20 protein-coding genes are annotated in these 15,559 nt (G+C 31.2%); 13 read left to right on the top strand and 7 right to left on the bottom strand.

Annotated elements, in window-relative coordinates; all coding sequences use genetic code 11:
• Positions 1-96: 96 nt before the first annotated feature.
• From COL3_RS05675 to COL3_RS05685, 3 genes are read right to left on the bottom strand one after another with little or no spacing between them, the layout of a single operon-like run.
• Positions 97-879 (bottom strand): ABC-2 family transporter protein, encoded by a 783-nt coding sequence (locus tag COL3_RS05675; RefSeq protein ID WP_008418483.1) that lies wholly within the window; start codon positions 877-879, stop codon positions 97-99.
• 10 nt (positions 880-889) lie between these two features.
• The gene (locus tag COL3_RS05680) at positions 890-1,666 is read right to left on the bottom strand and encodes an ABC-2 family transporter protein (RefSeq protein WP_347474369.1); all 777 of its coding nucleotides are present in this window, start codon (positions 1,664-1,666) and stop codon (positions 890-892) included.
• Between the two features lie 23 nt (positions 1,667-1,689).
• Complete coding sequence (locus tag COL3_RS05685; RefSeq protein ID WP_008418479.1) at positions 1,690-2,664, bottom strand: ATP-binding cassette domain-containing protein; 975 nt, start codon at positions 2,662-2,664, stop codon at positions 1,690-1,692.
• Positions 2,665-2,871: 207 nt separating this feature from the next.
• On the opposite strand from COL3_RS05685, the gene COL3_RS05690 reads away from it, so the two are divergent.
• The 3 genes from COL3_RS05690 (at position 2,872) to COL3_RS05700 (ending at position 5,521) form a co-directional block, all read left to right on the top strand.
• On the top strand, positions 2,872-3,825 hold the full coding sequence (locus COL3_RS05690; protein WP_008418477.1) for an NAD(P)-dependent oxidoreductase: 954 nt from the start codon (positions 2,872-2,874) through the stop codon (positions 3,823-3,825).
• Positions 3,826-3,875: 50 nt separating this feature from the next.
• Complete coding sequence (locus COL3_RS05695; protein ID WP_008418476.1) at positions 3,876-4,214, top strand: DUF2500 domain-containing protein; 339 nt, start codon at positions 3,876-3,878, stop codon at positions 4,212-4,214.
• A 215-nt stretch (positions 4,215-4,429) separates the two neighbouring features.
• On the top strand, positions 4,430-5,521 hold the full coding sequence (locus tag COL3_RS05700) for a leucine-rich repeat domain-containing protein (protein ID WP_008418474.1): 1,092 nt from the start codon (positions 4,430-4,432) through the stop codon (positions 5,519-5,521).
• A 209-nt stretch (positions 5,522-5,730) separates the two neighbouring features.
• Here the strand turns inward: COL3_RS05700 and COL3_RS05705 are convergent, their stop codons facing one another.
• Positions 5,731-6,774 carry a galactose ABC transporter substrate-binding protein gene (locus COL3_RS05705; protein ID WP_008418472.1) on the bottom strand — a complete coding sequence of 348 codons (1,044 nt, stop codon included), beginning with the start codon at positions 6,772-6,774 and terminating at the stop codon, positions 5,731-5,733.
• Between the two features lie 332 nt (positions 6,775-7,106).
• Entirely contained in the window at positions 7,107-7,616 is a 510-nt protein-coding gene (locus COL3_RS05710) for an HXXEE domain-containing protein (RefSeq protein WP_008418470.1), read from the bottom strand.
• A 153-nt stretch (positions 7,617-7,769) separates the two neighbouring features.
• Here COL3_RS05710 and COL3_RS05715 point away from each other — a divergent pair, with 153 nt between their 5' ends.
• Positions 7,770-8,339: a TetR family transcriptional regulator gene (locus tag COL3_RS05715; protein ID WP_099716582.1), complete on the top strand. Its 570-nt coding sequence runs from the start codon at positions 7,770-7,772 to the stop codon at positions 8,337-8,339.
• 123 nt (positions 8,340-8,462) lie between these two features.
• Here the strand turns inward: COL3_RS05715 and COL3_RS05720 are convergent, their stop codons facing one another.
• On the bottom strand, positions 8,463-8,819 hold the full coding sequence (locus tag COL3_RS05720) for a phosphodiester glycosidase family protein (RefSeq protein ID WP_242982105.1): 357 nt from the start codon (positions 8,817-8,819) through the stop codon (positions 8,463-8,465).
• 174 nt (positions 8,820-8,993) lie between these two features.
• Between COL3_RS05720 and COL3_RS05725 the strand changes: the two genes are divergently transcribed.
• The 8 genes from COL3_RS05725 to COL3_RS05755 all read left to right on the top strand — a co-directional run bounded on the left by COL3_RS05725 (position 8,994) and on the right by COL3_RS05755 (position 14,183).
• On the top strand, positions 8,994-9,380 hold the full coding sequence (locus COL3_RS05725; protein WP_008418450.1) for a MerR family transcriptional regulator: 387 nt from the start codon (positions 8,994-8,996) through the stop codon (positions 9,378-9,380).
• Positions 9,381-9,477: 97 nt separating this feature from the next.
• Positions 9,478-9,927, top strand: coding sequence for a flavodoxin (locus COL3_RS05730; protein ID WP_347474371.1), 450 nt, complete (start codon positions 9,478-9,480; stop codon positions 9,925-9,927).
• A 92-nt stretch (positions 9,928-10,019) separates the two neighbouring features.
• Positions 10,020-11,174, top strand: a complete 1,155-nt coding sequence (locus COL3_RS05735; RefSeq protein WP_008418446.1) for an aldo/keto reductase — start codon at positions 10,020-10,022, stop codon at positions 11,172-11,174.
• A 45-nt stretch (positions 11,175-11,219) separates the two neighbouring features.
• Complete coding sequence (locus COL3_RS05740) at positions 11,220-11,981, top strand: carboxymuconolactone decarboxylase family protein (protein WP_008418444.1); 762 nt, start codon at positions 11,220-11,222, stop codon at positions 11,979-11,981.
• 94 nt (positions 11,982-12,075) lie between these two features.
• Positions 12,076-12,489, top strand: coding sequence for a cupin domain-containing protein (locus COL3_RS05745; RefSeq protein WP_008418443.1), 414 nt, complete (start codon positions 12,076-12,078; stop codon positions 12,487-12,489).
• 134 nt (positions 12,490-12,623) lie between these two features.
• A complete protein-coding gene (locus COL3_RS29515; RefSeq protein WP_278286629.1) occupies positions 12,624-12,755 on the top strand; it encodes a hypothetical protein in 132 nt (43 codons plus the stop codon).
• 99 nt (positions 12,756-12,854) lie between these two features.
• Positions 12,855-13,868: an aldo/keto reductase gene (locus COL3_RS05750; RefSeq protein WP_008418438.1), complete on the top strand. Its 1,014-nt coding sequence runs from the start codon at positions 12,855-12,857 to the stop codon at positions 13,866-13,868.
• 81 nt (positions 13,869-13,949) lie between these two features.
• A complete protein-coding gene (locus COL3_RS05755) occupies positions 13,950-14,183 on the top strand; it encodes a hypothetical protein (protein WP_008418436.1) in 234 nt (77 codons plus the stop codon).
• Positions 14,184-14,326: 143 nt separating this feature from the next.
• Here the strand turns inward: COL3_RS05755 and COL3_RS05760 are convergent, their stop codons facing one another.
• Positions 14,327-14,629: a P-II family nitrogen regulator gene (locus COL3_RS05760; RefSeq protein WP_008418434.1), complete on the bottom strand. Its 303-nt coding sequence runs from the start codon at positions 14,627-14,629 to the stop codon at positions 14,327-14,329.
• A 376-nt stretch (positions 14,630-15,005) separates the two neighbouring features.
• Here COL3_RS05760 and COL3_RS05765 point away from each other — a divergent pair, with 376 nt between their 5' ends.
• The gene (locus tag COL3_RS05765; RefSeq protein WP_008418432.1) at positions 15,006-15,536 is read left to right on the top strand and encodes a hypothetical protein; all 531 of its coding nucleotides are present in this window, start codon (positions 15,006-15,008) and stop codon (positions 15,534-15,536) included.
• Positions 15,537-15,559: the final 23 nt, after the last annotated feature.

Here is a 15,559-nt window from a genome sequence, read left to right on the forward strand (position 1 = left end):
TTTTAAGCTATTAAGGCTTACTTTGAGAAAGGTAAAAGGATAGTTAAAAATATTAGATTTTCATTTATTTTCTGTGTGTATCCATAATAATAGTAATCATGAACCTATTGATTTATAATGCTTAACTCCAATTCTCCATAAAACATAGGCTGGAACTATGAAAAATATCGAACATATAGGTGACAGCATATATAAAATTTTATTTTCTCCTATTCTATCAATAATATAAAGATAAGGATAATAATTTACAAAGGCTAAAGGTATTACAAAAGTAAAAAACTTCAGTACCCATTCACTATAAATATTTAATGGATACTGTGCTATTTCTCTTCCTCCATCTGTAAATATATTCATAAATTCTAAGCCTTCAATTGTATAAAAACATATGGTTGCATATATCATAAATAGTGAAAAGAATAAAAATACACCTCCAATTATCATAAGTATTAAGGTAAATATTTTACCAATGGTCCATCCTATATTACATGTGATTATTCCATATACAAATATTATTAGTGCTTGAGACAATCTGCCAATTCTTGAAAATTCAATCTTACTACCTAAGACTTGTATTATTTCATTTCTAGGTCTTAACATGATTCTATCAAATTCACCATTTGAAATTATAGTTGAAAATCTGTCAAAACCTCTTCCAAAGCATTCTGCTAAAGCAAATGACATAGATATTGTACTGAAACATAATAATACCTGATTAAAGGTATAACCTTCTATATTTCCAAATCTCTGAAACAAAAAATACATACTGAGGAAAGAAAAGGCTGTGGTCAATCCTTGTCCTACAGCAGTTAGAAAGAAAGAGGTTTTATACTCCATTGCAGCTCTTAAATGAATTGAAAAATATTTAAAATATAATCTCATAACTCTAATTTCAACCTCCTTGAACTATTACTTTCTTCATAGCTTTCCTCATAATTAATTTACCAAATCCCATTAATACTAATGCCCAAAATAATTGAAGAATAATAGTCTTCACTGCATCAATTCCCGAAATTCCTCCTGTATATATTCTAAATGGAGCATTCTGCATGGCAGCAAAGGGTGAAAGATAAATATATTTGGTTAAATAGTCAGGAAGCAGTGGTAATGGAACAAGTCCTCCTGCAAAAAAATCTGCTAACATTACCATTGTCATTCTTACGCCTACTGAAGATACAGTAAAAAAGGTAAAAATATAAATTAACATACTATATCCAACTACAACTGCAGTTCCAACTATTACAGATATTAAAAATAGTGTAAAAGAATATATTGAAGCTGGGAGGCTGAATTTATAAGATTCTGGTAAAAAAGAAGCTAATATAAGAATAGGAAAACATCTTAACACGGCTTTAGATACTCTTATTGCGCAGCTTTTGGCAAACCACATATTATAAACATCTAATGGTCTGCATATTTCATAAGCAATATTTCCACTAGAAATTGCTTCAAATATATCATTATCTAAAAACCAAGTCATAAATAAAGCTAAAAGACTCTGTTGAAGCCATATGTAACTGGAAAGTTCTGAAATACTCATATTACTTGCTGAAGGGTTGGTTTTATAAAAACTGTGAAAAAGCATTATATACATGAACCCCCAGGCAAATTGGGTTACTATTCCGGCATAGGCAGCTGTTCTATATTGAAGGCCATTTATAAATCTCATCTTAAAAAAACTCCAATAGGTTCTCATATCTTGTACTCCTTATAAAGGCCCACAACAACATCCTCTACTGTAGTTGAACTAACCTGAACATCATTAATATTTACTATTGAAGACAAATATCCAATAGCTTCTGAAACAGAAATCACATTTGTATCTACTTCTATAACCGCTCTGCCATCATATTTTTCTAAAATTTTTAACCCATTATATAATTCATTTAATTTTCCATAATAATTAAGAGTGATTGTTCTATCTTTACTAAACCTTTCTTTTAAATCATCTAATTTTCCATCTAGAAGTACTCTTCCTTTTCCTATTAGAATTATTCTCTTTGTTAATGCTTCTATATCTTGAGTATCATGAGTGGTAAGAATTACTGTTGTCTTTTTCTCTTTGTTAATGTCTTTTATAAATTCTCTAACTGAAATTTTAGATATGGAATCAAAGCCTATTGTTGGTTCATCTAGAAATAAAATTTTAGGGTCATGTATTAGTGATGCTGCTATTTCACATCTCATTCTTTGTCCTAAACTTAATTGACGAGTTGGGGTTTTTATTATATCTCCTATACTAAGCAGCTCAGTAAGCTCCTTAATATTCTTCTTATATTGATTTTCAGATACCTTATAAATATCCTTTATAAGGCTGAAGGAATCTACTACAGGCACATCCCACCAAAGCTGAGATCTTTGACCAAAGACTACACCTATATCGCGTACATGATTAATTCTGTCCTTCCAGGGAGTTCTTCCATTAATAATACACTGTCCTTTATCTGGATTTAAAATACCACTCATAATCTTTATAGTAGTACTCTTGCCAGCTCCATTTGGTCCAATATATCCGACCATTTCTCCTTCTTTAATAGTAAAGGATATATTATCAAGAGCCTGGACAATTTCATATTTTTTGTTAAACAAAGCCTTTACAGCTTCTTTAAGGCCTTGATTCCTTTTATAAACCTTAAATGATTTAGATAGATTTTTAACTTCTATCATCCTATAACACCTCCTTTGATTTTTGGGTGAAATGCTTATAAATTATATCACTTTATTACCATTTTTTGAAGTTATTTAAAATATTTTCAACAAAAAAATATAAAATCTAATTAACAGAATTCTATGATATACTAAAAATTATAGAGTAAACCATAGAAATCTTTAATATTATAATAAAATTAGATTATTGGAAAGGCCGGGAAAATAATGAGCAATATTGTATTTCTTAATTCAAGCAAAATAGATTTTGATAATAAACTGGATTTTTCATCGCTATATAAGTTAGGCAAAGTTACTAAATATGAAGATAGCAGTAATGAGAAAATTATAGAGCGAGTTAAGGATCAAGAAATAGTAATTACAAAAGAGATGACAATTGGGAGAGACTTAATTGAGAAATTCCCTCCTTGTGTTAAGTTAATCTGTGAAGCTGGTACTGGTTATAATAATATTGATATTGAAGCTGCAAAAGAAAGAAATATAGCTGTATGCAATGTACCGGGTTATAGTAGCGAGGCCGTAGCTCAGTTAGTTATTACATTTATATTGAGCTTAACTTCATCATTAAGTGAGCAGCAAAGAATGATTGAAAATAAAAATTATGATAACTTTACTAAGTATCTTAAGGTGCCTCACTTTGAAATACAAAACAAAACTCTTGGAGTTATTGGCGCAGGAGCTATTGGCATGCAGGTAATGAAAGTAGCTAAAGCACTAGGGATGAATATACTTGTATATAGTAGAACACCAAAAGATTTAGGGGATTTAGATGCTAAATTCGTCAGTCTTGATGAACTTCTTAAGGAGAGTGATTTTGTTACTTTGCATTGTCCACTGACGCCAAATACAAAGCATCTTATTAATAAGTCTAAATTAGAACTTATGAAGCCACAAGCTTTTATTATAAATACAGCAAGAGGTGCAATTATAAATGAAGCGGATTTAATTGAAGCCCTTAAAGATAAAAAAATTGCAGGGGCGGCACTTGATGTTCAAGAACAAGAACCTCCAGAATTAAATAATCCACTTTTTAATATGAAGAATGTTATTCTTACTCCACATATAGGCTGGAGATGCCTTGAATCAAGACAAAGACTTATAAACTTATTGGCTGGTAACATTGAAGCATTTATTAATAAAAAACCTATTAATATTGTTTAATAGTCTTAGAAATATTTTATTGGAACTGTAAATATTCAGGAGGGTAATCTATGGCTGGATTTCAAATAATATTCTTTATCTTTTTCGCTTTTATAGTTTTTATAAGTATTAGTAAATACATTAAAAATGAAAACTCACCGATTATATCTACAAAAGCACAGCTTATTAAGAAAATAAGAGATGTATATACCAATACAGATAGTAATGGAATAATGACAACAAATGAAACCTTGATTTTAAAATTTGAATTAGATACTGGAAGCGAATTAAAATTTACAGTTGGAGGACGTGTTTTTAGGAGTATTCCAGAATATGAGTGGGGAACTTTAACTTTTCAAGGGACACGCTTTCTAAAATTTGAATCGGAAAGTGGAGTTATTGAAAAATAGTATTTATATAGTTAGAAGCTGAGATTTTCTTATGTTTAGAAAGTTTCAGCTTTAATCATTTTACCCCAATTTACGCTATAATAGGCATAAAATTGGCAAAGCATAGAAAGAACGAATGATAAGAAAGAAAAAATAAACTGGAATTTTGTTGGTAATTATGTTAAGATATAATAGTTGGTATTTTAGGACTATAATGTAAAAAATGGGAGGAGAATATGAAAAGGTTAAAATTAACAAAGGTAATAGCTAGTGCATTGGTAGTTGTTTCAGTATTATTGTTAAAGCCAATTGGGGCAAGTGCAGAATGGAAGCAGGATCAAAAGGGCTGGTGGTATTCGGAGGGAAGTTCCTGGGCTACAGGCTGGAGAGTAATTGATGGAAGTTTATATTATTTTGATACAAAAGGCTACATGTTAGACAATACGCCAAATGAATTTAGAAGTGAATATGGAATTAATAGTAGTGGCCAATTTGCAAATGTCACAATAGAAGGGAACTGGGCTTTTTGCAAACAAACGGGAGAAATAGTGGCCTATGTAGGTTCTGACAGCAATATAGTAATTCCAGATAAAATTGATAATGTTGTAATAACAAGTATAGGAGATAGGGCATTCTATAGAAATAAGAATATAGTAAATGCAACTATTCCTAATAGTGTAAAAAATATAGAAAGATCAGCATTTGCCGGATGTACGGGTTTAACAAGCATAAACCTTCCTGCTAGCGTCAAGGGTATAGGGGAATATGCATTATTAGGCTGTAGTAGCTTAACAAATATTTCTGTGGATAACGACAATACAACTTATAAGAGCATTGATGGAATATTATACAGTAAAGATGGAAGTAAATTATTAAATTATCCTATTGGAAGAGTTGGCGAAAAGTATATAATTCCAAATGGTGTAACAAGTATTGGAAATAGTGCATTTGCTGGAAACGTAAATTTGAAAAGTATTGAAATACCTAGCAGTGTAACAATTATTGGAGATGAGGCATTTGACGGATGTAAGAATTTAAGCAGCATAATAATTCCTAATGGAGTTGCAAATATAGGAGTTGGTATGTTTTATGGATGTACAAATTTGAGCAGCGTAAGTATTCCTGATAGTGTTATAAGTATAGAACATAGTGCATTTCAAAACTGTACTAGCTTAAGCAGTATAACAATTCCAAATAATTCAACTATCATAAAACTTGGCGCATTTAGTGGGTGCAAGAATACTATGTTTAATGTAAAGAGTGAAACAATGAAACAATCTTTAATTAGCGCTGGAGTAAATGATAGTAAGATCATAGTAAATTCTTAAACTTAAACGGAAACTAAATAGTTTTTTAGAGTGGTGTAAAAGCTGCTCTATTTTTATTGTACAAGAAAAATAAAGAAAGAGTTGGAATGCTGTATCTTTTACGTACTTTCTATATGTCTATTTTACTTAGATCATTCCAAAACAATTAAGGAAATATAGATATGGGATCAATTAGAATGAGTTATAAATTCATTCTAATTGATCCACTATTACTTTGTATATGGATAGTAAGGAATTCTAATTGTATTTCCGGTTTCATCAAATTTATAGTTTGTTCCGCTTAAGGGAAGTTTTCCAGAAACGAGATTCATCCCTACAGCATAAACTGCATTTGCATAATCAATTGGATTTTGTATAACAGTTCCCAGCATAACGCCTTGTTTAACTAATTCTTGTGTATTAGGTAAACCGCCAATTCCAACAACAGGAATATATTTTGAAGGGTCATTTTTATTAAATCCGTACTTTTGAAGTGCCTCAATGACGCCTATTGCCATATCATCACTATTAGCTATTATTGCTTCTGTTTTATCATCATGTCTTAAAAGAATTGCATCGATAGCATCTCTAGCGCATGTTCTATCCCAATTGCAAAAGGTAGAAGAAAGTTCTTGGGTATTCACATGTTCTTCATTAAGTTCTTGAATAGAATATTTACTTCTAGCAAGGGTTGCGGGATCATTAGCAGGACCTTTTATCATTACGTATTGTAATATATTATCCTTGTTATGGTCTATAGTTGATTTGTTAGCTTTCCAAGCATCAGCAAGAATTTTACCTTGTAGAATTCCAGATTGTTCATCATCACCACCTATAATAACAGAACGAGGATAAGTTCTAGCTAAGCTTGCTAATTGAGTACTTGGCGGTGCAAATATTATAAGAGGAATATTTTGGGGAGATATCATATTAAGTGTATTCCTAAAAACATCTAAACTTGGATTAACTGGTTGAACTACAAAAAGGTCAAAATCATCAGTAAGTGCAGTGCTAACGTTGTCATCCTCAGTGCTTTGATTACCGTTTGAATCAAAAAAGGTAAATTCAACTTTATTAGCATTTTCTTTTTGGATGTTTTCTAAATCTTGTTTTACATTAGAAAGAAATAATTCATTAAGATCATATAAGAAAACCGCAACTCTAACTGGAGCTTGAATATTGGAGTTAGTTTGAGCATAAGCATTATATTGAATAGTATGCAATAAAAATATAGAACCTATAGCAAATAATAGAATTCTTTTTATTATCCTCATATTTTGCCTCCTAGTTAAATCATAAGATATATGTTATTAGGGTATCTTAGAATTTTAAATTTATTCATTTCAATAAAAAATCCCCTCTATTTTGAGGGGAATATCGGAAAGGCTGACACCGTACAGCAGTCATTTAAACGCAAATTTTTCCATTGAGATACATAACATATAGGAAAAGATAATATATAGTTCGGAAAATTTAATGAGATGTACTGCAAGGGTTAAAGTTATGAAAATCATAAAGATGAGAACTTAAACTTCAAAGTGTATTTCAATTTTGACTAAGGGGATGTAACGTTGGAAGTTACACCCTATTCTTTTTTAACATATAATCATTCCACCAATTTGGACAACTTATTAATGTTTTTATGCAATATCGTCATATTTACGAAAGCAAATGCAATCCCTACTGTTACCCAAATAGAAATTTCAATAACAGAGTACCCCAATATATTCTGAGCAAGTTTTAAAATATAGCAGCATGGAATAACCGTCAACCATGCTGTTACTTCACCGGGAACATAATGACGATAGGATAATGGTAATCCTATAATATGAAATAAAATTAGATGCACGATATTTGCCACGAGCAAACCGTACCACAAACCATAAAATCCACTAATATTCCCGATCATAGTAACGATAAGCCATAAAACCAGTTCTTCATATACACCAATTGCAAATCCAGCAGTACTTTTTGTGCCTCCAAAGGGTGTTATAGGCAGACGGACATGTTGTTTTAAATTCTTTTTGCACCAATATTTCGCCATAATAATTTCTTCCATATCATGTACAATAAATAGAAACGGAAATAACCATACAAACCATTTTAATTCATTCATTTTTCATCCCTCCTGTACTATTTATTTTATTTATCTACATTAATATTTCAATCATCAGTATTTAAATGTTTATGTACTTAAACTACAAAAAGTATGGAAAATGTTGTTTATCTATATAAAATATTTTAAAATAATTGTACGGAGGAATTACATATGAATCAAAATGATTTGCGTGTTATAAAGACAAAGAAATATATAGAAGTATCTTTTATTGATTTACTAAGTCAGAAAGACTTTAATAAAATAACAGTACAAGATATATTGGACAGGGCTTTGATTAATCGCTCTACATTCTATAAACATTATACAGATAAATATCAATTAGCAGAAACTCTTTGTAATGAAGTATTTGACTTACTAAAAACTGGTGTAAAAGATCGGTTTAATTGTGCTAATGTAGAAGATGTCCTTATGGTTATAAAATCTTTGTATCAGATACTATCAACCAAACGAGAAGTAATTTTAGCTCTTTTTACCATTAATACAGATACGATTCATTTATATAATGATATGTCTGATTTTTTAAAGAGAAGTTTTTACGAGCAGTATAAAATAAAAAATCTAAAGTCTCCTGACATTTTAGATTATTTATCAGAGTTATATGCAGCACTTGTTATGACTGCAATTAAGTGGTGCCTGCAAAATGATGGATATGAACAATTAACTAATCATACTCAGCTTTTTTTAAAATTAGCAGAAGTGTTTGATTATCCATGTCAATGAATAGTGGTACTATAAATTTCTAGGTGTTAAAATAAGGTAAAGCTTTAAAATTAAATCCGCAGGCGCATAATTGTTGCTTGCGGATTTTTTATAAAAAATTTAGTACAGTGTTTTTTATAATATCTATTTTACAATTACAGCAGTTGGAAGTTTCATTTCTTCAGGTACATAAGAGCAACCATCTGCAGTGTTAGTTAATGTTATCATATTTGTTGGTCTATTAATAACTTCATTATTATAATACATTGTTGTATCGCAAGTTATTAAATTTATTGCATTTACACAACCTAAATTGTACATGATTTCTTGTTCTTCTTCTAGAGAAGCACCCCTATGTTGATTGTCTTTACCATCTATAGCAAGCATAATTATGGCACCATCTTTTCTTTGTCCGATTGCTGTTTTTGGAGTAATGCCAATTTGCACATCTTTTATGTTAGCCTTTTCTTCGTTAATTATAAGCGAAGGTCCAAAGCTCAGTGCTTCTTGTGCATCAAGATCTGTTAAATCATTTGTTGAATATTTTCCTGAAAAAATTGATTTGTAAGTGTGTATAAAGAAAAGATTGAAGGAAGGTTAAAAAATGCTTGACCTGGAGTGAACTCCAAGTAGTAACATAAGTTTAAATGATATTTATTAAAGGAGGAAATGGTTATGACAATTACAGAAATGAGCAAAAGATTTAATCTTTCCCAGGACACACTCCGTTATTATGAAAGAATTGGATTAATTCCACCTGTAAATAGAAATTCAAGTGGAGTCAGGGATTATACAGAAGAAGACTGCAAATGGATTCAGTTTGCAAAATGTATGCGTGGTGCAGGGCTTTCTATAGAAGTATTAGTAGAGTATGTAAGTATGTTTCAACAAGGAAATTCCACAATTAAGGCTAGAAAAGAACTTTTAATAGAACAAAGAAATCAGCTTTCTGAAAAAGTTAAAGAAATGCAGGAAACGTTGGATCGTTTGGATCAAAAGATTGATGGTTATGAAGAAAGAGTATTGGTAAAAGAAAAAGAATTAAAAAGAATTGATGATTAATTAAAAGGAGCGAAAAATGAAAAATTCAAAAAGCCTTATAGCTTACTTTTAGAAAAAAGGAAAAAATTATGTTGGCGGAAGCATTGAAGATCTTAAAATTGGAAACACGGAAGTAATATCGAAGAAAATACAGGAATTAACAGGCGGCGACTTGTTTGAAATAGAAACAGTAAAAGTTTATCCAAAAGATTATACAGAAACAACAAATGTATCGAAGGAAGAGTTAAGGGGTAATGCTAGACCCAAGCTTACAGAAAAAGTAGAAAATATGGATTCATACGAAGTAATATATTTAGGATATCCAAATTGGTGGGGAACTATGCCAATGGCGGTATTTACATTTTTAGAGTCTTATAATTTTAAGGGAAAGAATATTATTCCATTTTGTACACATGAAGGCAGCGGAATGGGAAGCAGTGAACGAGATATTAAGAAACTTTGTCCGAGTGCTAAAGTACTACCGCGTTTAGCTATTAGAGGAAGCAATGTTAGCAGAGCTGATAAGGATATATTAAACTGGCTAAAAAAATTTGAATCTATATCATAAGCATAAAATACTGAATTAACTATAGGTAATTTATTCATGTTAAATCAGTAACTATCAAAAAAATACAAAAAAGTATTGATGGAGGTTTTATTATGGAATTAATGAAAGAAAAAAAGTTGGGCTTTGGATGTATGCGTCTGCCTTTACTGAGTAAAGAGGACCAAACTTCTTTTGATTATGAATTAATTCATAAGTTATTTGATACCTATTTAGAAAAGGGATTTACTTATTTTGATACTGCTTACACATACCATGGCTATCATTGTGAAGAAGCCATACGTAAAGCTTTGGTTGAACGTCACCCTAGGGATTCATTTCAATTAGCTACAAAATTGCCACTACGTGACTTTAAAGATAGTGAGGATATGGAATGCATCTTTAATGAACAGCTAACTAACTGTGGAGTTGATTTCTTTGATTACTATTTGTTACACAACATGGGTTCTAATGTTTATGAAAAATGCTGCGAGTATGGTGCTTTTGATTTTGTTGTGAAAAAGAAAGCGGAGGGTAAAATCAAAGTTGTTGGTATGTCATTCCATGATACACCAGAGCTGCTAGAGGAAATTTTATCGCAGTATGGAGATAGATTGGATTTTATTCAGCTGCAAATAAACTATATTGATTGGGAGCAACCTAATGTGCAATCTCGCCGGTGTTTGGAAGTTGCCAATAAATACAATAAACCAGTAACTGTTATGGAACCTTGCAAAGGTGGAACTCTTGTAAATATACCAGAAGAAGCTGAAAAGTTGATGAAAGATTATAGTGCTACTTCATCTACTGCAAGCTGGGCACTCCGTTACGCAGCAAGTCAGAAGGGAGTATTTCGTGTATTAAGCGGAATGAACAGTATTGAACAGGTAGAAGATAATACTTCAGTTATGGGTGATTTTGCACCTTTAAATGAAGAAGAAAGTGCAATTATTGAAAAGGTTACTAAAATCATAAATGATAAGACAGCGGTGCAATGTACTGCATGTGAATATTGTACACATGGATGTCCTAAGGATATTGCCATACCAAAATATTTTGCACTGTATAACAGCATTATGCGTACCACTGGTAGTTTCTCAAGTCAGATGGTATATTACAACAATATTGCTATAAATCATGGAAAAGCTAGCGAATGTATTGGATGTAAACAATGTGAAAAAGCTTGCCCGCAACATCTACCAATTATAACACATTTAAAGGATGTGGCAGAAAAGTTTGAAAAAAACAGTATTATTCCTACTAGAAAGTAATTACTAATTCGATTTAATTTCAATATAGAAAGGCAGAGATTAAGAATGGCAATCACAGATTTTTCAAAAGAATATCATGAGAGAATGTTTCCAGGATATGTATCAAAGTTTCTAGAAACAGACCCAGAATTTATAGAGTTATTTGATAACTTTGCGTTTGATGAAGTTGTAAATGAAGATGATTTAGATGATCGTACTAGAATGATGGCAATTATTGCAACATTGATTGGATGTCAAGGGATTGATGAGTTCAAAGCAATGGTACCAGCTGCACTTAATTTTGGAGTAACACCAGTAGAAGTGAAAGAAATTGTATATCAAGCCGTAGCTTACCTTGGAATCGGAAGGGTATTTCCATTCCTCAATGGTGTTAATGAAGTACTAGCAGCAAGAGGAATTAAGTTACCTCTTGAAGGACAGTCAAATACTACAAGAGAAAACCGTTTAGAAAAAGGAATTCAAGCACAGGTTGATATCTTTGGAGATGGAATGAAAGAATTTTACAAGTCAGGATCGGAAGAATCTAGGCACATTAATCATTGGTTAGCTGATAACTGCTTTGGAGATTATTATACGCGAAGCGGCCTTGATTACAAACAACGAGAAATGATTACTTTCTGTTTCTTATCAGCCCAAGGGGGTTGTGAACCTCAACTTATAAGTCATGCAGCAGCCAATATGAGGATTGGTAATAATAAGCAGTTTTTAATCAAGGTTATTTCACAGTGCCTGCCATATATAGGTTATCCAAGAAGTTTGAATGCACTTCGTTGTCTAAATGATGCGGCTGCTCAGATGGAGAAATAAAAGTAAAAGTTGAAATTATTACTTGACTTGAAGTTAAATACAGGGAATATAATGATGCTATTGTAAATCATATTGATAAAGGAGATTATAATATATGAGTGATGAAAAGGAATTAAATAATACAATTTTTCCAAAAGGAGAGCCCCTTCCAGAAAAGTTTGCCAAGTATTTCGTTGGGCAGGCATATTTGAATATGCTTACTACTACTGGAGTTCCAATTGGAAATGTAACCTTTGAACCTGGTTGCCGTAATAATTGGCATATTCACCATAAAGGTGGTCAAATTCTTCTAGTAACAAAGGGAAGAGGTTGGTATCAGGAATGGGGAAAAGAGCCTCAGGAGTTACATCCAGGTGATGTTGTTAACATTCCACCTGAAGTAAAGCATTGGCATGGAGCAGCAAAAAGCAGTATTTTTTCACACTTAGCGGTGGAAGTACCAGCAGAAGGTGCATCTAATGAATGGTTAGAAGCAGTAACAGATGAAGTATATGGAGAGCTCAAATAAGCATCTATGATGCAAGAATCTTTAAATAATTGATATGTTACTTCGATTATTAGAGATTTTTTAGTTTAGATTTAATAAGAACAATAGGAAATATTAAAGGAAACATAGGATGAGAGAAAAAATAATAATTAATTTTGATAGGGATATATTTAAACATGGGAATGTTTGGGACATGGGCGGCTATGTTTATTGACTGGATTGTTAAAGCAATTATCTTTGTATATAGATATTTATGTGGAAGATGGACTCAGTTTAAAGCAGTTTAGTTAAATTAATTGTGTTGATATAAAAATGTATTGGTATTATTATAAAATAAGTTGGTAAAATTAATATACTTTTGGATTTATAAGAAGGGTGATGACAATATGGTAAATGTTACGTTAGGAAGAACAGGAATAGTAGTAAACAGAAATGGTTTTGGTGCACTTCCAGTACAACGTGTTTCTAGTGAAGAAGCAGTGAAGCTTTTAAGAAAGGCTTATGATAATGGGATTAACTTTTTTGATACAGCAAGAAGTTATACTGACAGCGAGTATAAAGTAGGTCTTGCTTTAAGTGATGTCAGGGATAGAATAATTATTGCAACAAAAACTCCATCTACAACAGTTGACGGATTTTGGAGCGATTTAGAAAAAAGTCTTACTATGCTTAAAACAGATTATATTGATATTTATCAATTCCATAATCCAAGCTTTTGCCCTAAGCCAAATGATGGGACAGGACTTTATGAGGCTATGCTAGAGGCAAAAAAGCAAGGAAAGATTCGTTTTATAGGTATTACAAATCATAGGTTGCCAGTAGCAATAGAAGCTGCTGAATCAGGATTATATGATACATTACAGTTTCCATTTAGTTATCTTGCTGATAAAAAAGATGAGGAACTTGTAAATCTATGCAAAGAAAAAAATGTTGGTTATATATGTATGAAAGCTTTATCTGGTGGACTTATAACAAGAAGTGAAGCAGCTTATGCATACCTTGCTCAATTTGATAATACTTTGCCTATATGGGGAGTTCAGAGGGAAAGTGAACTTGATGAATTTATTTCTTATATAGATAATCCACCTGAAATGACTGATGAAATTAAGGAATATATTGAAAAGGAAAGAAAAGAGCTTGTAGGTGAATTTTGTCGTGGCTGCGGATACTGTATGCCTTGTCCTGCAGGTATAGAAATTAATAACTGTGCAAGAATGTCTCTGCTTCTTCGCCGTTCTCCAGCTGAAGCACATCTTTCTGAAGAAGGTCAGGCAAAGATGAAGAAAATTGAAGATTGTATAGAGTGTGGTAATTGTAAGGCTCATTGTCCTTATGGTCTAGATACACCAAATCTTTTAAAGAGAAATTATGAGGATTATAAGACATTTTTAATAAAATAATACATGGGAAAGCAATCTTTGTTTCTACAAATCAGTGAATTAATTAAAATATAAATTTACAAGAGATAAGGAGGTCTCAAAGTGCTTACAAGGTTAAAAGAATTATTTGAAATTAAGGGATATGGTTTACTCGTCCTTTGTATGCTTTTAGTTGGAATAGGAATTTCTATTACAACACCTTATTTATCTCTATATTGTACAGAGGACTTTGGAATGAGTGCCGGGGCCTTTGGGATTTTTATGGCGGTGAGTTCCTTGAGCGGTGTCTTTGTGAACTCTCTCATTTTTTATCTTATGGAAAACAAGTCCTGGTGAGAAAACTAAAAAATTAAGACAAATAAATGGATCTATGTAATTCATAGCTGTAATTATAATTTATTTTTTTAGTGAAATCTTTACTAAAAAAATAAAGAGAGGGGGGCATAACCCCTCTATAAAATTTTATAATGTTGTTTTTATTAAACAACATTTTCAATATTACTGATATAAATTTTCCCATCTTCATAAATTCCATCATTAATTTCTTTTAAAACTTTATTTATAATAAGCTGTGCAACTACAGCATCTACAACTGCTTCTACCTTTACTTTACGCAAAAGATCAACATTATATAAATTACCTCTGAAAATTTTATTATAAGCTTTTTGATTATTATAATTTTTGATATTTGAAATCATGAAATCATAAGTGTCGCACTCAGCAAATATTTTCTTTAAAGCATCCAAATTTTCATTCTTAATAATAATTTCTATTTTTTTCATAACTATACCTTCTTTCCTAAAAATTGAATTGGGATTTTAATAATAAAAAAATAGAGTCAAGCAACTTTAGCTTTGACTCCATTGTCATAGGTAATTCTTATAAAAAAAGCCATCTAATATTTATTAATATTAGACAGCTTTGCCTTTTTGTATTATATTAGTTCTTATTATAATGATATAAATGTAAAAGGTCAAGGCATTCCTAATTAATTATTATCTAATATTTTCTACATATTTAAGAGTTTAAAAATGTAAAGACTATAAAGCTAAATTGAACTAAGGAAATTTCATGTAGATTATTTATACATAAAATTTTATTTATTAATATATAAATGTATAGAAAAAATTTTAATTAACGGAAATAGGGGGAAATGTTGTGAATATAAATATTAGAAGACTACTTTTAAGCGCATTAACATTTAGCATTATTTTTTTTATCTCTCCATTGGTTCAAATTAAGGCTTATTCAGATTCAAAATTTAGAAATCAATGGCATTATGATGTTAATTATGTGGTGAGTGCTGGAAGGAATGTTGAAGCATGGAATTACTATGGAGATGATGGTAAGCCAAAAGATGGTTGGTTCAATGTAGGTGGTAAATGGTATTATGGAGAACAACGTCATGATGATGATTACTACGGAATTTATATAGATAGTTGGGCTCCAGCTTATTATGCAGAGTATACTGACAGCAATTATTCAGTACATGAGGATGTTGGGCCTTACGATTACTATTGTGGCTCAGATGGAGCTATGAAAACAGGATGGTTTCAGGCATATGCACTTAAAGACTATAATAAGGAATATGGATTACATTGGTATTATGCTGGAACTGATGGGAAAATACTAAAAAATACTTATACTCCAGATGGTTTTTGGGTTAATGCTGATGGTATTTATAAATAACTAGCTAAAAATAATTTAAAGAG

Origin of the sequence: Clostridium sp. LS (assembly GCF_002760435.1) — a bacterium.
In the GTDB taxonomy this organism is placed as follows: Bacteria; Bacillota; Clostridia; order Clostridiales; family Clostridiaceae; genus Clostridium.